17 protein-coding genes are annotated in these 18,027 nt (G+C 65.5%); 11 read left to right on the forward strand and 6 right to left on the reverse strand.

The features are described from left to right. Positions 1-12 precede the first annotated feature (12 nt). From GV001_RS06910 to rpoS, 3 genes are all read left to right on the forward strand, one after another. Positions 13-951 carry a DUF368 domain-containing protein gene (locus tag GV001_RS06910; RefSeq protein ID WP_160078907.1) on the forward strand — a complete coding sequence of 313 codons (939 nt, stop codon included), beginning with the start codon at positions 13-15 and terminating at the stop codon, positions 949-951. A 51-nt stretch (positions 952-1,002) separates the two neighbouring features. After that, a complete protein-coding gene (locus tag GV001_RS06915; RefSeq protein ID WP_372238515.1) occupies positions 1,003-1,878 on the forward strand; it encodes a peptidoglycan DD-metalloendopeptidase family protein in 876 nt (291 codons plus the stop codon). 198 nt (positions 1,879-2,076) lie between these two features. Further along, complete coding sequence (gene rpoS / locus GV001_RS06920; protein ID WP_160078908.1) at positions 2,077-3,084, forward strand: RNA polymerase sigma factor RpoS; 1,008 nt, start codon at positions 2,077-2,079, stop codon at positions 3,082-3,084. Positions 3,085-3,532: 448 nt separating this feature from the next. Here the strand turns inward: rpoS and fdxA are convergent, their stop codons facing one another. Continuing rightward, the gene (gene fdxA / locus GV001_RS06925) at positions 3,533-3,856 is read right to left on the reverse strand and encodes a ferredoxin FdxA (protein ID WP_160078909.1); all 324 of its coding nucleotides are present in this window, start codon (positions 3,854-3,856) and stop codon (positions 3,533-3,535) included. A 139-nt stretch (positions 3,857-3,995) separates the two neighbouring features. Further along, complete coding sequence (gene mutS, locus GV001_RS06930) at positions 3,996-6,563, reverse strand: DNA mismatch repair protein MutS (RefSeq protein ID WP_160078910.1); 2,568 nt, start codon at positions 6,561-6,563, stop codon at positions 3,996-3,998. A 78-nt stretch (positions 6,564-6,641) separates the two neighbouring features. On the opposite strand from mutS, the gene GV001_RS06935 reads away from it, so the two are divergent. The 3 genes from GV001_RS06935 (at position 6,642) to recX (ending at position 8,770) form a co-directional block, all read left to right on the forward strand. Further along, positions 6,642-7,133 (forward strand): CinA family protein, encoded by a 492-nt coding sequence (locus tag GV001_RS06935; RefSeq protein ID WP_160078911.1) that lies wholly within the window; start codon positions 6,642-6,644, stop codon positions 7,131-7,133. 96 nt (positions 7,134-7,229) lie between these two features. Further along, on the forward strand, positions 7,230-8,279 hold the full coding sequence (gene recA, locus GV001_RS06940) for a recombinase RecA (RefSeq protein ID WP_160078912.1): 1,050 nt from the start codon (positions 7,230-7,232) through the stop codon (positions 8,277-8,279). A 26-nt stretch (positions 8,280-8,305) separates the two neighbouring features. Beyond that, the gene (gene recX, locus GV001_RS06945) at positions 8,306-8,770 is read left to right on the forward strand and encodes a recombination regulator RecX (protein ID WP_160078913.1); all 465 of its coding nucleotides are present in this window, start codon (positions 8,306-8,308) and stop codon (positions 8,768-8,770) included. A 77-nt stretch (positions 8,771-8,847) separates the two neighbouring features. Here recX and GV001_RS06950 read toward each other — a convergent pair whose 3' ends face one another. Together GV001_RS06950 and GV001_RS06955 are read right to left on the reverse strand one after the other, a co-directional pair. Then, entirely contained in the window at positions 8,848-9,927 is a 1,080-nt protein-coding gene (locus GV001_RS06950) for an LOG family protein (protein WP_160078914.1), read from the reverse strand. 193 nt (positions 9,928-10,120) lie between these two features. Beyond that, positions 10,121-11,524: an MBL fold metallo-hydrolase RNA specificity domain-containing protein gene (locus GV001_RS06955; protein WP_160078915.1), complete on the reverse strand. Its 1,404-nt coding sequence runs from the start codon at positions 11,522-11,524 to the stop codon at positions 10,121-10,123. Between the two features lie 122 nt (positions 11,525-11,646). Here GV001_RS06955 and GV001_RS06960 point away from each other — a divergent pair, with 122 nt between their 5' ends. Both GV001_RS06960 and GV001_RS06965 read left to right on the forward strand, forming a co-directional pair. Further along, positions 11,647-14,052, forward strand: a complete 2,406-nt coding sequence (locus GV001_RS06960) for a xylulose 5-phosphate 3-epimerase (RefSeq protein WP_160078916.1) — start codon at positions 11,647-11,649, stop codon at positions 14,050-14,052. Positions 14,053-14,098: 46 nt separating this feature from the next. After that, a complete protein-coding gene (locus GV001_RS06965) occupies positions 14,099-14,293 on the forward strand; it encodes a hypothetical protein (protein WP_160078917.1) in 195 nt (64 codons plus the stop codon). A gap of 149 nt (positions 14,294-14,442) precedes the next feature. On the opposite strand, the gene GV001_RS06970 is transcribed toward GV001_RS06965, so the two are convergent. Then, positions 14,443-14,844, reverse strand: a complete 402-nt coding sequence (locus tag GV001_RS06970) for a quorum-sensing-regulated virulence factor family protein (RefSeq protein ID WP_160078918.1) — start codon at positions 14,842-14,844, stop codon at positions 14,443-14,445. A gap of 117 nt (positions 14,845-14,961) precedes the next feature. Here GV001_RS06970 and GV001_RS06975 point away from each other — a divergent pair, with 117 nt between their 5' ends. Further along, a complete protein-coding gene (locus tag GV001_RS06975) occupies positions 14,962-15,678 on the forward strand; it encodes a tRNA-uridine aminocarboxypropyltransferase (protein ID WP_160078919.1) in 717 nt (238 codons plus the stop codon). Between the two features lie 140 nt (positions 15,679-15,818). Here the strand turns inward: GV001_RS06975 and GV001_RS06980 are convergent, their stop codons facing one another. Then, positions 15,819-16,709 (reverse strand): DMT family transporter, encoded by an 891-nt coding sequence (locus GV001_RS06980; RefSeq protein WP_160078920.1) that lies wholly within the window; start codon positions 16,707-16,709, stop codon positions 15,819-15,821. 143 nt (positions 16,710-16,852) lie between these two features. On the opposite strand from GV001_RS06980, the gene erdR reads away from it, so the two are divergent. Further along, positions 16,853-17,503: a response regulator transcription factor ErdR gene (erdR, locus tag GV001_RS06985; RefSeq protein ID WP_160078921.1), complete on the forward strand. Its 651-nt coding sequence runs from the start codon at positions 16,853-16,855 to the stop codon at positions 17,501-17,503. A 103-nt stretch (positions 17,504-17,606) separates the two neighbouring features. Next, positions 17,607-17,972, forward strand: a complete 366-nt coding sequence (locus GV001_RS06990) for a diacylglycerol kinase (RefSeq protein WP_160078922.1) — start codon at positions 17,607-17,609, stop codon at positions 17,970-17,972. Positions 17,973-18,027 lie beyond the last annotated feature (55 nt).

An 18,027-nucleotide genomic window follows, 5' to 3' on the forward strand; every position in this document is an offset into this window, starting at 1 on the left:
AAGGAAAGCTGTATGAAAAATTACCTGCTGCTCTTCGCCAAGGGTATCGCGATGGGGGCCGCCGATGTGGTGCCGGGCGTTTCCGGTGGCACCGTGGCTTTTATCAGCGGCATCTACGATGAGCTGCTTCGCTCGATTGCCAGCGTTCCGGAAGCCTTGTTGCAGTTGCTGCGCGGGCGCATTGTCAAAGCCTGGCAGACGGCCAATGCGACCTTCCTGCTGGTGCTGCTGAGCGGCATTTTGACCAGCGTCTTCAGCCTGGCGCGGCTGATCACCTGGCTGCTGGCCGAACATCCCATACCGGTCTGGTCGTTCTTCTTCGGTCTGATCCTGGTGTCCAGTCATCTGGTGGCACGCGAGATCACGCGCTGGAACTGGACGCGCCTGGTCAGCTTCGTGCTGGGCGTTGCCTTCGCCTGGTGGATCACCGTGGCCTCGCCGGTGCAGTGGGGCAGCGATCCCTTGAGCCTGTTCATGGCCGGGGCCATTGCCATCTGCGCGATGATTTTGCCGGGTATCTCCGGCAGTTTTCTGCTGGTGCTGATGGGCCTGTATGCCGTGGTGCTGGGCGCGGTAAAGACCCTGGATATCGGCGTGCTGGCAGTTTTCGCTGCCGGCTGCCTGGTTGGCATCCTGAGTTTTTCCCGTCTGCTCAGCTGGCTGCTGGCACGCTGGCGCGATCTGACCCTGGCGTTCCTGGTCGGCCTGATGCTCGGTTCGCTGAACAAGGTCTGGCCGTGGAAGCAGACGCTGACTTGGCGTACCGACAGTCATGGACAGCAGACGCCACTGCTGCAGGACAATCTGCTGCCAGTCCAGTTCGCTCAGCTCAATGGCCAGGATGCCCAGCTCTGGCTGGCCATCCTTCTTGCCATCGGTGGTGTGGGGTTGGTGCTGGGGTTGGAATGGCTGGCCGGGCGCAAGCAGCGAACGGCTGGTTCCAGCGAATAATTGCGGCACAATAGCCGCCAATCGAAGAAGCACCGGCAATAGGAGCACGGGGTGAGACTCACAGCCAAACTGCAGCGAACTCGCCTTCCCGGGTTGTTCGGTCTGGGCGCAATGGTTTTCGCTGTCGCGCTGGCGGGTTGCAGCAGCACCTCTTCCACGCAGGTGCAGGTGGTCGATCGCAATCATGGCGCAGGCGGCCAGGCGCAGCAGCGTCCCCAGGCCCGCGGCGGGCAATACATCGTGCAGCGCGGCGATACCCTCTATTCCATTGCCTTCCGTTTCGGCTGGGATTGGAAGGCGCTGGCGGCGCGCAACAACATCGCGGCGCCGTTCGTGATCCGACCGGGGCAGATCATCCGCTTCGACCAGCCTGGCGCCAGCGCGCCGAGCGTGGCCCAGGCGAGCCAGCCGGCCGTGGTCGTACCGGCCACGCAGGCGGCCAGCCGCCCGGCAAAACCGGCAACGGCCAGCACGCCATCCCAGCCGGTGACGGCCGGCAAACCCCCGCTGGCGGCTACCCCTGCGCCCGGCAAAATCGAGCCGGTTGCCCGCTCGGCCAAGGGCTGGGCCTGGCCGACCAACGGCGTGCTGATCGGAAAATTCTCCTCAAACGGCAGTTTGAATAAAGGAATTGATATCGCAGGGGAATTGGGCCAGCCTGTTTTGGCTGCGTCTGATGGTTCCGTTGTGTACGCCGGAAGTGGTTTACGGGGCTACGGCGAACTGGTGATCATCAAGCACAGCGATACCTACGTAAGTGCTTACGGACATAACCGTAGGCTACTGGTGCGGGAGGGGCAGCAGGTCAAAGTCGGACAGACTATCGCCGAGATGGGCTCCACGGGAGCCGACCGGGTGAAACTCCATTTCGAGATTCGCCGTCAGGGTAAGCCCGTAGACCCCCTGCAATATCTGCCTCGTCGTTGACCTTGCGAGCAAGCCTGTTCCATTGACGTGGGAGGAACGGGCTCGGGTGTTGCCAGGGATTTGATCGTTTTCCCATCGGGTATGCAGTGAGCGGCGACAGGTCTGTCTTGCGACAGGCTTGGGGGGCCGATCTCCCTGATGCGAAACGGACTGGGCGCCGCCAGGGCTTGTTGTCGAACTCAGCAAAGGACAACAACAATGGCACTCAATAAAGAAGCGCCGGAGTTTGACGTCGACGATGACGTGCTGCTCATGGAGCCCGGTCTCGTCCTGGACGATGTGTTAAGCGAGGATTCCGAGCTACCTATCTCCAGCGCCAAATCCAGAAACTCGACCACTAGTCTCAAACAGCACAAGTACATCGATTACACCCGGGCGCTCGACGCCACTCAGCTCTATCTCAACGAAATCGGTTTTTCCCCGCTACTGACCCCGCAGGAGGAAGTGCACTTCGCGCGTCTGGCGCAGAAGGGCGATCCTGCTGGGCGCAAGCGCATGATCGAAAGCAATCTGCGCCTGGTGGTGAAAATTGCCCGACGTTATGTCAATCGGGGGCTGTCGCTGCTGGATCTGATCGAGGAGGGCAACCTCGGGTTGATCCGCGCGGTGGAGAAGTTCGACCCCGAGCGCGGCTTCCGTTTCTCGACCTACGCGACCTGGTGGATTCGCCAGACCATCGAACGGGCGATCATGAACCAGACCCGTACGATTCGCCTGCCGATCCATGTGGTCAAGGAGCTCAATGTCTACCTGCGGGCGGCCCGCGAGCTGACGCAGAAGCTCGACCACGAACCCTCGGCGGAGGAAATCGCCAACCTACTGGAAAAGCCGGTGAACGAGGTCAAGCGCATGCTCGGCCTCAACGAACGGGTGACTTCGGTGGATGTTTCCCTGGGCCCGGATTCGGACAAGACCCTGCTCGATACCCTGACCGACGAGAAACCGACCGACCCCTGCGAGCTGCTGCAGGACGACGACCTCTCGCAGAGCATCGACCAGTGGCTGTCGGAGCTCACCGACAAGCAGCGTGAGGTGGTGATCCGCCGCTTCGGCCTGCGCGGTCATGAGAGCTGCACCCTGGAGGAAGTCGGCCAGGAAATCGGCCTGACCCGCGAGCGGGTCCGGCAGATCCAAGTCGAGGCGCTCAAGCGCCTGCGGGAAATCCTCGAGAAGAATGGCCTGTCGAGCGATGCGCTGTTCCAGTGATGCCTGCGCGCCAGCAAGAACCCGGCCTCGGCCGGGTTTTTTGTGCGCGCTCATGTAAGTAATTGCTTACGCGGGCTGTAGGAGATCGCAGGCGCGTGGTGCAGGAAGCGCACCGCTCTTAACCGCTGAATATTTATAAGTTGATGATATTTAAAGATTTATTCTTTAGCTAGAAGCCGCGTTCACGCCTGCCCAGGCTGGCTGAAGGGCTTGTTCGCGCGGTGCGAGGCGCTAGTATGAACCCCGTGCAAAGGGAAATGCGCAGGCCGTCAGGGACGAGGGTCAGGAACCACCGCAGGATGCGGTTCATCAGGATGATGAGCAGGAAACAGAGGGAGTAGGGAAAAAAGAGCGGGCGGTTAATCACCGCCCCTTTTTTTGCCCGCAGAAAAGCTGCACACAGCAAATGGCCCGCATCGTGCGGGCCTTTTGCGTTGCAGCGAAGCGCTTAGCGCTCCAGGTGCTGCAGCTTGTCCTTCACGCCATCCCACTCTTCGGCGTCGGCCAGGGCTTCCTTCTTCTCGGTGATGTTCGGCCAGACTTCGGCCAGGTCGGCGTTCAGTTCGATGAACTCCTGCTGGTCTTCCGGCACCTCGTCTTCGGAGAAGATAGCCTGGGCCGGGCACTCCGGCTCGCACAGGGCGCAGTCGATGCACTCGTCCGGGTGGATTACCAGGAAGTTCGGGCCTTCATAGAAGCAGTCAACCGGGCAGACTTCCACGCAGTCGGTGTATTTGCACTTGATGCAGTTGTCGGTAACGACGAAGGTCATGGTTCGATTCTCTCCTCGGGCGGCGGCCTGATCCCTTTCTGCGCAGGGCTTGCAGGCGCTCTGTATTGGCCGCGGCTCAGGCTGTAAACCGGGCAGTCGTAAAATTGCGCGCGATTCTATCAGCTTGCGCCGCTTGGCGTTAGATGCGCGTCTTCCATGTATATAACAGCTCCAGGGCTCGGCGCGGTGTCAGATCATCGGGATTGATCTTGGCCAATTCCTCCAGCACAGGGTGCGGCAGGCTGGCGAACAGGTCGTTCTGCAGTGGCGCGGCCGCCTGGCCGGCCAGGCTGCGTGGTGCTTCGTGGGGCAGGCTGGTGGTTTCCAGGCGCGCCAGGTGCTCGCGGGCGCGGGCGATCACTGGTGCCGGCACGCCGGCCAGTTGCGCGACCGCCAGGCCGTAGCTCTGGCTGGCCGGGCCGGGCAGCACGTGGTGCAGGAAGACGATGCGCTCGTTGTGCTCGGTGGCGTTGAGGTGCACGTTGGCCACTACCGGCTCGCTCTCGGGCAACACGGTCAGCTCGAAGTAGTGGGTGGCGAACAGCGTCCAGGCGCGCAGGCTGGCCAGTTGCTCGGCGGCCGACCAGGCCAGCGACAGGCCGTCGAAGGTGCTGGTGCCGCGGCCAACTTCGTCCATCAGCACCAGGCTGCGCTCGCTGGCGTTGTGCAGGATGTTGGCGGTTTCGCTCATCTCGACCATGAAGGTCGATCGCCCGCCGGCCAGGTCGTCGCTGGAGCCGATGCGGGTGAAGATGCGGTCGACCAGCGACAGCTCGCAGCTGGCTGCCGGCACGAAGCTGCCGATATGGGCGAGAAGTACGATCAGCGCGGTCTGGCGCATGTAGGTCGACTTACCGCCCATGTTCGGGCCGGTAATGATCAGCATGCGCGTGTTGTCGTCCAGCCCCAGGTCGTTGGCCACGAACGGCGTATCCAGCACCTGCTCGACCACCGGATGGCGGCCCTGGCTGATGCGCATGCACGGCTCGTCGACGAAGCGTGGGCGGTTGAGGTCGAGGTTCAGCGCGCGCTCGGCCAGGTTGCTCAGCACGTCCAGTTCGGCGAGGGCCGCGGCGGTGTCCTGCAGCGGCGCCAGGTGGCCGATCAGGCGTTCCAGCAGTTCGTCGTACAGCAGCTTCTCGCGCGCCAGGGCGCGGCTCTTGGCCGACAGCGCCTTGTCCTCGAACTCCTTGAGCTCCGGAGTGATAAAGCGTTCGGCACCCTTCAGGGTCTGCCGGCGGATGTAGTCGGCGGGGGCTGATTCGGCCTGCTTGCTCGGCAGCTCGATGAAGTAGCCATGCACGCGGTTGTAGCCGACCTTGAGGTTGGCCAGGCCGGTGCGGGCCTTCTCACGTACTTCCAGATCCATCAGGTACTGGCCGGCGTTCTCGCTGAGCGACTGCAGTTCGTCCAGCTCGGCGTCGTAGCCGGTCTTCAGCACGCCGCCGTCGCGGATCACCGCCGGCGGGTTGTCGATGATGGCGCGGGCCAGCAGGTCGGCTAGTTCCGGGTAGGTGCGGATATTCACCGCCAGTTCGGCCAGGTGCGGCACGTCCAGCGTGGCCATGCCGTCCTGCAGTTGCGGCAGGGCGGCCAGGGCATCGCGCAGGCGCGCCAGGTCGCGCGGGCGGGCGTTGCGCAGGCCGATGCGGGCGAGGATGCGCTCGATGTCGCCAATGTCCTTGAGCTGCGGCTGGATCAGTTCGAACTGGTAGCGATCCAGCAGGCAGGCGATGGAGTCCTGGCGGCCTTCCAGCACGGCGCGATCGCGCAGCGGACGGTTCAGCCAGCGGGTCAGCAGGCGCGAGCCCATGGCGGTCTGGCAGCGGTCGACCACCGACTGCAGGGTGTTGTCGCGCCCGCCGGCCAGGTTGGTGTCCAGCTCCAGGTTACGGCGGCTGGCGCCGTCGAGGATTACCGTGTCGTCGAGGCGTTCGTGGCGCAGGCTGCGCAGGTGCGGCAGGGCGGTGCGCTGGGTTTCCTTGGCATAGCCGAGCAGGCAGCCGGCGGCGCCGATGGCCAGGCTCAGGTTCTCGCAGCCAAAGCCTTTCAGATCCTGGGTGGCGAATTGCTGACACAGGCTCTTGCGCGCGCTGTCGCGGTCGAAGTCCCAGGGCGCACGGCGACGGCTGCCGCGGCGTTTCTCGACAGGCAAACCCTGTGGCCAGTCATCGGGGTACAGCAGCTCAGCCGGGCTCAGGCGCTCCAGCTCGGCCAGCAGGTTTTCCCAGCCCTTGAGCTCCTGCACAGTGAAGCGGCCGCTGGCGATGTCCAGGGTGGCCAGGCCGAACAGGCGCTCGTCGCCCAGCACGGCGGCCAGCAGGTTGTCGCGGCGCTCGTCGAGCAGGGCTTCGTCGCTGATGGTGCCGGGGGTGATGATGCGCACCACCTGGCGCTCCACCGGGCCCTTGCTGGTGGCCGGATCGCCGATCTGCTCGCAGATCACCACCGACTCGCCGAGCTTGACCAGCTTGGCCAGGTAGCCTTCGGCCGAGTGGTGCGGGATGCCGCACATCGGAATCGACTGGCCGGCCGAGGAGCCGCGCGCGGTCAGGGTGATGTCGAGCAGCGCCGCGGCCTTCTTCGCGTCTTCGTAGAAAATCTCGTAGAAGTCGCCCATGCGATAGAACATCAGTTGATCCGGGTGCTGGTTCTTCAGCTTCCAGTACTGCTGCATCATCGGCGTGTGGGCGGAGAGATCGCTCATGGTTCTGGCTGTCCGGCTTAATTCGCAAAAGCGCGTAGTGTAGGGTATCCCCCTGTTTCGTTTCACCCTGGAGCGCACATGGACTCCCTAACTGCATTGGCCGCCCGCCTGGGGCAGGGCCTGCAAGCCGCACACGCCCAGGTCAGCACTGCCGAGTCCTGTACTGGCGGCGGCATCGCCGAGGCGATCACCCGCATTGCCGGCAGCTCGGCCTGGTTTGAGGCCGGCTATGTCACCTATTCCAATCGGCAGAAAACCGCCCAGCTGGGGGTGCCGGCCGAGTTGTTCGAGCGCGTCGGCGCGGTCAGCCGGGAGGTGGTCGAGGCCATGGTGCGCGGTGCCCAGCAGCGCAGCGGGGCGCGTTTCGCCGTGGCGGTCAGCGGCGTGGCCGGCCCCGCTGGCGGCTCGCCGGAGAAGCCGGTGGGTACGGTCTGGCTGGCCTGGAGCGACGCCGGCCAGCTGTACAGCCAGCGCTGTCAGTTTGCCGGCGACCGCAGCGCAGTACGCCGGCAGACGGTCGAACGCGCGCTGCAGGGCGTGCTCCGACTGACGGCAGGAGAAAAACCCTGATAGGGGTAGGCGAGCGACTTGCCTTATGGAATACTACTGTCTACTTATACAGTTGTTGGTGAGCGGTTGGCTCCCTTTGATCACGTGAGGATGGAAATGGACGACAACAAGAAGCGCGCGCTGGCGGCAGCCCTGGGCCAGATCGAGAAACAATTCGGCAAGGGCGCCGTGATGCGCATGGGCGACCATGAGCGCCAAGCGATTCCGGCCATTTCCACCGGCTCCCTGGGCCTCGACATTGCCCTCGGCATCGGCGGCCTGCCGAAAGGCCGGATCGTCGAGATCTATGGCCCGGAATCCTCGGGTAAGACCACCCTGACCCTGTCGGTGATCGCCGAAGCGCAGAAGCTTGGCGCCACCTGCGCCTTCGTCGACGCCGAGCACGCCCTCGACCCGGACTATGCCGGCAAGCTCGGTGTGAATGTCGACGATCTGCTGGTGTCGCAGCCGGATACCGGTGAACAGGCTCTGGAAATCACCGACATGCTGGTGCGCTCCAACGCCGTCGACGTGATCATCGTCGACTCCGTGGCCGCCCTGGTGCCGAAGGCCGAGATCGAAGGCGAAATGGGCGACATGCACGTCGGGCTGCAGGCGCGCCTGATGAGCCAGGCCCTGCGCAAGATCACCGGCAACATCAAGAACGCCAACTGCCTGGTGATCTTCATCAACCAGATCCGCATGAAGATCGGCGTGATGTTCGGCAGCCCGGAAACCACCACAGGTGGCAACGCCCTCAAGTTCTATGCCTCGGTGCGCCTGGACATCCGCCGTACCGGCGCGGTGAAGGAAGGCGACGAAGTGGTCGGCAGCGAAACCCGCGTCAAGATCGTGAAGAACAAGGTCGCCCCGCCGTTCCGCCAGGCCGAGTTCCAGATTCTCTACGGCAAGGGCATCTACCGTACTGGCGAAGTCATCGACCTCGGCGTGCAGCTCGGCCTGATCGAGAAGTCGGGCGCCTGGTACAGCTACCAGGGCAACAAGATCGGCCAGGGCAAGGCCAACTCGGCCAAGTACCTGGAAGACAACCCGGAAGTGGGCAGCGCCATCGAGAAAATCATCCGCGAGAAACTGCTGGTGGCTTCCGGCCCGGCTCGTGCCGAGGAAACTGCCGAAGCCGACGACCTGGCCGATCTCGACGCCTGATCCTCGGCAGCCGGTAGCGTTTCAATATGGCGGCGATGCTCGATACCCTGGTGGCGGTACGCCGCACGGCGATGGATCTGCTGGCGCGGCGCGAGCATGGGCGCGTCGAGTTGACGCGCAAGCTGCGTCAGCGCGGCGCCCCGCAGGAGCTGATCGACAGCGCCCTCGATCGCCTGGCCGAAGAAGGCTTGCTGTCGGAGACGCGTTACCTCGACAGTTTCGTCGGCAGCAAGGCCCGTTCCGGCTTCGGCCCCTTGCGCATCCGTGAGGAGCTGGCGCAGCGCGGCCTGCCGCGCGCGGCCATCGAGCAGGCCCTGGCTGGCGCCGATGTCGACTGGTCGGCGCAGTTGCGCGAGCTCTGGCAGCGCAAGTTTGCCGGCGAGTTGCCCGGCGATGCCCGCGAGCGGGCCAGGCAGGGGCGGTTTCTCGCCTATCGCGGTTTTTCCCAGGAACAGATCGGCCGCCTGTTGCGCGGCGCCGATCTGGACTGAATCCCCTTTAAGCCCGGCGCTCCCCGACCCCGGGCTTTCTTTTTTGGACGATCCTCGGTTGGCGGCAGATCTGCGCCTCAGCTGTTCTGCGCCCAGTTCTGCGGCAGGTTAATGAAGTCGACCAGCTCGCGCAGGCGGCCGTGGTCGCGGGCGTTGAAGCGGAAGGCCAGGCGCGTGAGCTCGCAGAACTCCGGCTCGTCGCTTTCCGCCTCGCAATAGCCCTGCTGCAGATAACCGCCGCTCAGGCACAGGTCGGCAAACTCCTTGTTCAGAGCCCGCAGCGCCGCATCGTTGAGCGGGTGGTTCATGCGGATCACGAAGCTGCCCTTGAGCCAGCGGGTCGAGTGGTAGTTGCGGTAGAAACGGGCGATTTCCTGGCCGGCCTCCTGGGCGCTGTGCACCAGTCGCATCAGCTGCATGTCGCTGGGCAGGATGTAGTGGCGCTCCAGCAGCTGCTCGCGGATGTAGCGCAGGGCCTCTTCCCAGTAGTTGCTGCCGGGCTCGTCGAGCAGAACGATGGGCACCAGCGGGCTCTTGCCGGTCTGGATCAGGGTCAGGACTTCCAGGGCCTCGTCCAGGGTGCCGAAACCGCCGGGGCAGAGCACCAGGGCGTCGGCCTCCTTGACGAAGAACAGCTTGCGCAGGAAGAAGAAGTGGAACGACAGCAGGTTGTCGCTGCCATGCACGGTGGCGTTGGCGCCCTGTTCGAAGGGCAGGGTGATGTTGAAGCCAAGGCTGTTCTCCAGGCCGGCGCCTTCATGGGCCGCCGCCATGATGCCGCCACCGGCGCCGGTGACCACCATCAGGTCGAGGTGGGCCAGGGTCTGCCCCAGCTCGCGGGCCAGCTGGTAGGCGGGGTGGTCGCTGGGGGTTCTGGCGGAGCCGAAGACCGTGACCTTGCGCCGGCGCTTGAACTGTTCCAGGGCGCTGAAGGCGTGCTCCATTTCGCGCAGGGTCTGCAGCATGATCTTGGCGTCCCAGCGGTTGCGGTCGGCCTGTGCCATGCGTACCACGGTGGTGAGCATTTCCTGGTACAGCGGCAGGTTGGGGCTGGCGGGTGGCACCACCAGGCTGGCGAGTTCCTCGATCTTGTCGGTCAGGTCGATCCCGCCGGTCTGGAAGTGCCTGGATAGATAGTCGTCCGATTCATAAGGCATGTTGTTTCTCCTTGCTTGATGCGGACCGGGTCATTTCACATCCTTGAAACGCCCGACCCTATGCTGAGTATGGCTGGGCTCGTGACGGTTTGACGGACGAACGGTGCCGCAGGTTGCATGACGCCACCTGGCTTTTGTAACCGGATTGATCGGCAGCAGCCCGCGGCTGCGGGCTAGCGGCGTGGGGCGGGGGTCAGAGGGCGATCTGTTCGCCGGGCTCGGGGATGTTGGCGATCCAGTTGAGCTTCTCGCGCAGGGCCTGCTGCAGCGCCTGCATCTTCTCCAGTTCGCCATGTACCAGGTACAGCTCCGGGTGATGGTCGAAGTGGCTGACCCAGTCGAGCAGCTGCGATTGCCCGGCATGGGCGGAGAAGCCGCCCAGGGTGTGGATCTGCGCCTTGACCGCGATGCGCTGGTGCAACACTTTCACCGAAGTGGCGCCGTCGACGATGCTGCGGCCCAGGGTGCCGGCGGCCTGGAAGCCGGGGAACACCAGGTGGCACTCGCTGCGCCAGAGGTTGTGCTTGAAGTGGTGGACGATGCGCCCGCCGGTGCACATGCCGCTGCCGGCGATGATGATGGCGCCGCTCTTGATCCGGTTGATCGCCATGGAGTCTTCCGGGGTGGGCGTGCAGCGCAGGATCGGCAGCCAGTCCTCGACCCGCTTGACGCCCTTGGCGGCCAGGATCGCGCGATCCTCGGGCGAGAATTGCTCATGGAAGCGCGAGTAGATGGCGTTGGCGCGGATCGCCATGGGGCTGTCGAGGAACACGGCCTGCTGCGGCAGGCGGCCTTCCTGGTAGAAGCGGCCGAGGTAGTAGATCAGGTCCTGGGTGCGGCCGACGGCGAAGGACGGGATCAGCACGTTGCCGCCTTCGCGGTGGGCTTTCTGCAGGATCCCGGCGAGTTCTTCGATCGTGTCGCTGCTGCAGCGGTGGTCGCGGTCGCCGTAGGTGGACTCCAGCAGCACCACATCGGCCTTGCTGAGGAAGCTCGGGTCGCGCATCAGCGGTGAGCAGTCGTTGCCCAGGTCGCCGGAGAACACCAGGTGGCGTTTCAGGTGGTGGTCCTGGACTTCGATCTCGACGATGGCCGAACCGAGGATATGCCCGGCATCGTGGAAGGTGACCTGCACGCCCTTGGCCACCTCGTGGGTCTGGCCATAGACGAGGGGGCGGCGCAGCTTGAGCGCCTGCTCGGCATCCTGGGTGGTGTACAGGGGTTTGATCGGCGCCTTGCCCTGGCGCGCGCGCCACTTGTTTTCCCACTCGGCGTCGTTTTCCTGGATGTGCGCGGCATCCAGCAGCATCAGCTCCATCAGCTCGCAGGTGGCGTCGGTGGCGAAGATCGGCCCGCGGTAACCGCTGGCGGCCAGCTTGGGCAGCAGGCCGGTATGGTCGAGGTGGGCGTGGGAGATCACCACGGCATCCAGGCTCAGCGGGTCGAAGGCGAAGGGCTCGTAGTTGCCTTGCTCTTCCTCACGACGGCCCTGGCGCAGGCCGCAGTCGAGCAATACGCGGGCACCGTCACGGCTTTCGATCAGGTAGCAGGAGCCGGTGACTTGTTGAATGGCGCCGAGGAAGCTGAGCAGAGCCATGGAAGTATCCTTGCGGAGTGAATGGACGAAGTCTGGCGTGCCGGCCGCGGCCCGGTCTTGATGCAGGTCAGCCGGGGCACCATTGCCTGTTATAGACTGCTAGAAATGTCAGGAGCCAGGCCATGTCCCAGATCATTCCCAGTATCGCCGAGCTGACCGAACACGCTCTGCACGAGCCTGCCTTTGCCGAATGGCAGCGAGGTTACGGCCCTGTTCAGCATAGTCCAGCGACCCAGGCGGCCGTCTACCGCCTGGCCCATCAGCTGGTGCAGGCCGGCCGGCAGCCCGACCTGGCCAGCGTGTACCGCTTCCTGCGGGCACTGGATCGTCTGAATGCCGCCGGGCTGTGGCTGGTGGTACACATGACCTACGCCCGGCGCGTGCGCGTGGATGGCACGGCCCTGTCGGCCGAGGACTTCAAGGCGCAGCCCGAGGGGCACACCGGCGGCGCGCTGAACATGGTGCCGGCCTATGCCGGCTATCTGGCCCTGAATGCCCTGAGTGGCGAGACCCGCGGCTGGCTGATGGGGCAGGGCCACTGTGTGGCGGCCATCGAGGCGCTCAACCTGCTCACCGCCAACCAGCATCCGCAGCAGGCCCAGCGCTACAGCCGCGACGAGGCCGGGATGAGCCGCCTGGTGACCGACTTCTACAGCTATGCCCAAGCCCCGGATGGCGGCCCGGGCGTGCCGCTGGGCAGCCACGTCAACCCGCACACCGGCGGTGGCATTGCCGAGGGCGGTTACCTCGGCTTCGCCGAGTTGCAGTACACCCATATGCCGCTGCCCGGCGAGAAGCTGGTGGCGTTCCTCTCCGATGGCGCGGCCGAAGAGCAGCGCGGCAGCGACTGGATGCCGCGCTGGTGGCGCGCCGAAGATTGCGGGGTGGCGCTGCCGGTGATGATCGCCAATGGTCGGCGCATCGAGCAGCGCACCGAGCTGGGCACCCATGAGGGGCTGGACGGCTTTCGCCAGCACCTGCAGCGCTGCGGCTTCGACCCGTTGAGCTTCGACGGCCGCGACCCGGCGGCGTTTGCCTGCGCGCTGTGGGAGATGGAGCAGCGCCTCGGCCATCGCGTGCAGGAACTGCACAACGAGATTCTCCATTACCCGCTGCCGATGCCCTACGGCATCGCCGAAACGCAGAAGGGCTTCGGTTTCTACGGCGCCGGCAGCAATGCTGCGCACAACCTGCCGCTGCCGGCCAACCCGCACGGGGATGCCGCGGCCCGGGCGCTGTTCAACCAGCATGCGGCGCAGCTGTGGGTGGCGCCGAACGAGCTGGCGCAGGCCTGCGCGCTGTTCATCACCTCGCGCAGCGCACGCCCGGCCGAGCGCGAGCACGTCCTGGCCGTGCGCCAGCCGGCGCTGCCGCAGCTGCCCGCGCTGCATTACCAGGCGCAGAGCTGTTCGCCGATGGCCGCCCTGGACCGCTTCTTCGTCGACCTGGTGCAGGCCAACCCGGGGCTGCGGCCGCGGGTCGGCAATCCCGACGAGCTGGCCAGCAACCGCCTGGGCGGCGTGCTGAAGGCGCTCAAGCATCGGGTCAGCAACCCGGAGTGCGAGTTGGAGGACGTGCAGGGCGCGATCATTACCGCGCTCAACGAGGAGGCGGTGGTCTCCGCCTGCCTGGCCAACCAGGGCGGCCTGAACCTGGTCGCCAGCTACGAGGCCTTCTGCGTGAAGATGCTCGGCGCCGTGCGCCAGAGCCTGATCTTCGCCCGCCAGCAGAAGGAGGTCGGGCGTCCGGCCGGCTGGCTCGGCTGGCCGCTGGTCGCCACCTCGCACACCTGGGAGAACGGCAAGAACCAGCAGTCGCACCAGGACACCACGTTCTGCGAGGCCCTGCTCGGCGAAATGGGCGACATGGTGCGGGTGCTGTTCCCCGCCGACCACAATGCGCTGCTGGCCCTGCTGCCGGCGATCTACCAGGCACGCGGCCAGCTGGCCTGCCTGGTAGTGCCCAAGCGCGAGCGCCCCGTCCAGTTCGATCGCCAGCAGGCCGAAGACCTGGCTCGCGACGGTGCGATCCTGCTAGAGCAGGCGCCCGGTGCCGATCCGCTGCTGCTGATCGCCTGTGGCAGCTACCAGCTGGCCGAGATGCGCCGCGCGGCGCAGCGCCTGACGGCGGCCGGGCATGCCTGGCAGCTGATCTACCTGCAGGAGCCGGGGCGCTTCCGCGCCCCGCGCGATGTCTGGGAGGCCGCCGCGGTGGCGGACGGGGCGACGCTGGAGCGCCTGTTCCCGCAGCGCCATGGCCGGCGCATACTGCTGAGCCACATGCGCCCGGAAGTGGCGCGCGGTCATCTCTGGCCGATCCTCGGCGATGCCGCCCGCCAGCGTGTGCTGGGCTACTGCAACCGCGGCGGCACGCTGGACGAGGCGGGCATGCTGTTCGCCAACCGCTGCAGCTGGGCCCATGTATTGCTGGCCGCCAGCGAGTTGCTGGGTGTAGGCCTGGACGAGCTGCTGAACGTGCAGGAACGTGCGGCGGTGCAGGGCGAGGGTGACCCGGCCTGCCTGCGCTAGCCGGCGCCAGTCGGTGTGGATTGACTCAGGGATGGGAGGGGCAGGTATGCCCAAGTTGGTACTGGAGCTGGATCTCGATCTGTATCGCCTGCTGGTGCAGGCCGCCGGCAGCAATGGCTTGAGCCTGGCCGACGAATGTCGGCGGCGCCTGGAAGGCGGCGCGCGCCGCTCGCGCTACATGGAGGCGCTGCTCGCCGAACTGCGCGCGAACGAGGAGCCGCCGCGCGCCGAACAGGCGTGAGGCGGCTTAGAGTCTGTTCACGATCTCGCGAGCTAGAGCTAAACAAGGCAAAAACAGGCGAGGAAGCGGAGTTTACGAGCTGTAAATGAGCATTCCGAGCCTGTTTTTAACGCAGTAGAGCCGACGCGCAGCAGATCGTGAACAGGCTCCTACTGCAGGCCGCAGTCGGCCTTGCTGAAGCGCTCGGTGGTCACCGGGCGGTTGTTCTGATATTCGCTGAATTCGTAGCGCAGCACCGCACCGCGTGCCAGCAACTGGCGGTAGCCGGTGTTGCTGCAGACGCTGCTGGCCAGCTGCTGGCGCACGGCGTCCGGGTTGCCGCGCATCTGCGCCGCGTGGGCGCTGCGGACGCTGAGGTGGTTGACCAGCTCGTTGCCTTGCACCGTGTAGCCCTGATCGAGGATGTCCTCGTTGATCGCCCGTGGCGTGCCGACGCTGCTGTCCTTGGCTACCTGGCCGAGCATGCGGGTCAGCTCGTAATCCTTCAGGGAGGCCGCGTGAACGGCTGGCAGGGCAAGGCTGAGGACGAGCAGGGAAGCGAGGCGCAGCATGAACAATCTCCACAAATAAGGCTGAATCCTTCGACCGGCCAGTGCCGGGCCGGTTCAGTCGCGTGCCATCTTACTCTAGACTTGCGCGCCCCCATGCCTTTGTCCGCAGGTTTCCCGATGACCCATGCCGTTGCCCGGCTCCGTGCCGAACGCCTGGCGCGCAGCCTCAAGCCCTTTGTCGCCCGCGGCTCGCGTGCGCCGCGCTGCCCGCAGTGCCGGGTGCTGGGCAACTACTGCCTGTGCGCCTGGAAGCCGCAGGTCGAGGTGCGCGCCGGCGTGTGCCTGCTGATGCACGATGTCGAGGCGTTGAAGCCGAGCAACACCGGTTGGCTGATCGCCGATCTGGTAGCCGACACCTTCGCCTTCACCTGGCAGCGCACGGCGGTCGACCCCGGCCTGCTGGCGCTGCTCGACGACCCGCAGTGGCAGCCCTGCGTGGTGTTCCCCGGCGAATATGCGGCGCCGCAGCGGGTGATCGGCGAGTTGCCGGCGGCGTCGGGCAAGCGCCCGCTGTTCATCCTGCTCGATGCGACTTGGACCGAGGCGCGCAAGATGTTTCGCAAGAGCCCCTACCTGGATCGCTTCCCGGTGCTCAGCCTGCAGCCGGAGCAGCTGTCGCGCTACCGCCTGCGACGCTCCAAGCGCGAGGAGCACCTGTGCACCGCGGAGGTGGCGGCGCTATGCCTGGAACTGGGCGGCGAGCCGCGCGCGGCACGGGCCCTGGATGCCTGGTTGGACCTGTTCAGCGAGCGCTACCTGGGCGCCAAGCACCGCTGGCCGGTGGACGAACAGAGCCCCGCCCACCTGGCCGTCAAGGCTTTCCTCCAGGACTAACCGGCCGTTGCAAAACGTTGGCGAGGCCGCCGAGACAAGGCAGAAACGGCCGAAAAAGCGCAGTTTACGTGTTGTAAATGAGCATTTTTAGGCCGTTTTTAACGCAGTATCGGCAACGCAGGTAGTTTTTCAACGGCCGGCTAGCCGGCCAGGGCCTTCTTCGGCCATAGCTGGGCAATCAGCATGCCGATGAACATCAGCGCGCAGCCGAAGTAGCCCTTCAGCGCCAGTGCCTCGCCGAGGAACAGGGCGCCGGCGATCGCGGCGAATACCGCTTCCAGGGACAGGATGATCGCCGCGTGCGAGGCGATGGCATGCTTCTGCGCCACCACCTGCAGGGTGAAGCCGACCGCCACACCGAACAGGCCGCCGTAGAGGATGGCCGGGCCGGCGGCGAGGATGGCATCGAGCTTGATCTCCTCGAGGATCAGGGCCAGCATCAGACTGATCACCGCGCAGGTGGCGAACTGCAGCAGGGCCAGGCGTAGCGGGTCGTGGCGGCTGGCGAAGAAGCTCACCAGCAGCACGTGTACGCCCCAGACGCAGGCGCCGGCCAGTTGCAGCCAGTCGCCGGAAGCGACGTGGAAACCTTCGCCGACGCTGAGCAGGAACATCCCGGCCACGGCCAGCCCGGCGCCCAGCCAGGTGCCCAGGCCGGTCTTGTGGCCGAGAAACAGGCCGAGCAGCGGCACCACGATCACGTACAGGCCGGTGATGAAGCCGGAGTTGGTCACGCTGGTGAACAGCAGGCCGACCTGTTGCAGGTTGATCCCCAGCGACAGCGCCAGGCCCATGATCAGGCCGCCGAACAGCAGGCCGCGGTTGACCGGCTCCGGTGCCTTGGCGGTGCCGCGGCGGCCGAGCAGGATCACCAGCGGCAGCACGGCGAGGGTGGCCAGGGCGAAGCGCAGGCCGGTGTAGAGGAAGGGGCCGATGGCATCCATGCCCAGGCGTTGCGCAACGAAGGCGGAGCCCCAGATCATTGCGGTGAGTAACATCAGCAGGTCGGCGCGCAGGGCTTGGCTAGGCATGCGAAATCTCGGCAATAAAAAGGCGCGACTTTGCCGCAAAGCGCGCAACTTGACCACCCCGTCACAGCTGGGCATGCTTGGCGCCGCTCGCAACGCCGTGCTGCCCGGATTGCTTCGGCCCACAACAAGAACAGGGAATACCAATGGCCGCTTACGAAATTCTCATCGCTGACGATCACCCGCTGTTCCGCAGTGCCCTGCAACAGGCGCTGAGCCTGGGCCTGGGCCCGGATGTGCGGCTGGTGGAAGCGGCCAGCATCGCCGAACTGGAAGCCCGCCTGGCCGAGAAAAGCGACTGGGACCTGGTCCTGCTGGATCTCAACATGCCCGGTGCCTACGGTTTTTCCGGCCTGGTGCTGTTGCGTGGGCAATACCCGCAGGTGCCGGTGGTGATGGTCTCGGCCCAGGAAGAGGCGGCCGTGGTGGTGCGTTCGCGCGAGTTTGGCGCCAGCGGCTTCATTCCCAAGTCCAGTTCGCTGGAAACCATCCAGCAGGCCGTGCGCCAGGTGCTCGACGGCGATGTCTGGTGGCCGCCATTGTCCGCCGAGGCGGTCAGTGTCTCGGCCGAGGCCAAGGCCGCCAGCGAAGGCCTGGCCAGCCTCACGCCGCAGCAGTTCCGGGTGCTGACCATGGTCTGCGAGGGCCTGCTGAACAAGCAGATCGCCTATGAGCTGAACGTCTCGGAAGCGACCATCAAGGCCCATGTCACGGCGATCTTCCGCAAGCTCGGCGTGCGCACCCGCACCCAGGCGGCGCTGTTGCTGCAGCAGATGGAGTCGATCCCCGGGCAGTGACGGCGGCCGCCGTTGTCGCCACGCACCGGCGCCGGGCATATTCACGATTTTTTGACCGGGCCGGGCCTAAGCTCCGGCATCCCCAGCTTCAGGTATCCAAGCAATGTCGCCATTCAAGGGCCAGACCGGCCTGAAACGTATCCTCAATGCGGCCGGCTATTCGCTGGACGGCCTGCGGGCCGCCTTCACCGGCGAGGCCGCGTTCCGCCAGCTGGTGCTGCTCAACCTGGTGCTGCTGCCGCTGGCCTTCTGGCTCGAGGTGAGCCCGGTGGAGCGTGCGCTGATGATCGCCGTGGGTCTGCTGTCGCTGATCGTCGAGCTGTTCAACTCGGCGGTGGAGGCGGCGATCGACCGCATCTCGCTGGACCGCCACCCGCTGTCGAAGAACGCCAAGGACATGGGCAGCGCGGCGCAGTTCGTCTCCCTCAGCCTGATCGCCGTGGTCTGGGCGGTGATCCTGCTTGGCTGAGGCGCTTCCCCGTTAGCGTATAGGTGGAAAGCGCGCGAGCAGCGCGCGCTCCAGG

It is taken from the genome of Pseudomonas sp. 8AS (genome assembly GCF_902506505.1).
Taxonomy (GTDB): Bacteria; Pseudomonadota; Gammaproteobacteria; order Pseudomonadales; family Pseudomonadaceae; genus Aquipseudomonas.

Coding starts and splice junctions, on each gene's coding strand:
- recA (WP_160078912.1), top strand. CDS start 7,230: ATGGACGACAACAAGAAGCGCGCGCTGGCGGCAGCCCTGGGCCAGATC.
- fdxA (WP_160078909.1), bottom strand. CDS start 3,856: ATGACCTTCGTCGTTACCGACAACTGCATCAAGTGCAAATACACCGAC.
- GV001_RS06990 (WP_160078922.1), top strand. CDS start 17,607: ATGTCGCCATTCAAGGGCCAGACCGGCCTGAAACGTATCCTCAATGCG.
- GV001_RS06955 (WP_160078915.1), bottom strand. CDS start 11,524: ATGGCTCTGCTCAGCTTCCTCGGCGCCATTCAACAAGTCACCGGCTCC.
- GV001_RS06975 (WP_160078919.1), top strand. CDS start 14,962: ATGACCCATGCCGTTGCCCGGCTCCGTGCCGAACGCCTGGCGCGCAGC.
- GV001_RS06910 (WP_160078907.1), top strand. CDS start 13: ATGAAAAATTACCTGCTGCTCTTCGCCAAGGGTATCGCGATGGGGGCC.
- GV001_RS06960 (WP_160078916.1), top strand. CDS start 11,647: ATGTCCCAGATCATTCCCAGTATCGCCGAGCTGACCGAACACGCTCTG.
- mutS (WP_160078910.1), bottom strand. CDS start 6,563: ATGAGCGATCTCTCCGCCCACACGCCGATGATGCAGCAGTACTGGAAG.
- GV001_RS06965 (WP_160078917.1), top strand. CDS start 14,099: ATGCCCAAGTTGGTACTGGAGCTGGATCTCGATCTGTATCGCCTGCTG.
- recX (WP_160078913.1), top strand. CDS start 8,306: ATGGCGGCGATGCTCGATACCCTGGTGGCGGTACGCCGCACGGCGATG.
- erdR (WP_160078921.1), top strand. CDS start 16,853: ATGGCCGCTTACGAAATTCTCATCGCTGACGATCACCCGCTGTTCCGC.
- GV001_RS06970 (WP_160078918.1), bottom strand. CDS start 14,844: ATGCTGCGCCTCGCTTCCCTGCTCGTCCTCAGCCTTGCCCTGCCAGCC.
- GV001_RS06980 (WP_160078920.1), bottom strand. CDS start 16,709: ATGCCTAGCCAAGCCCTGCGCGCCGACCTGCTGATGTTACTCACCGCA.
- rpoS (WP_160078908.1), top strand. CDS start 2,077: ATGGCACTCAATAAAGAAGCGCCGGAGTTTGACGTCGACGATGACGTG.
- GV001_RS06950 (WP_160078914.1), bottom strand. CDS start 9,927: ATGCCTTATGAATCGGACGACTATCTATCCAGGCACTTCCAGACCGGC.
- GV001_RS06935 (WP_160078911.1), top strand. CDS start 6,642: ATGGACTCCCTAACTGCATTGGCCGCCCGCCTGGGGCAGGGCCTGCAA.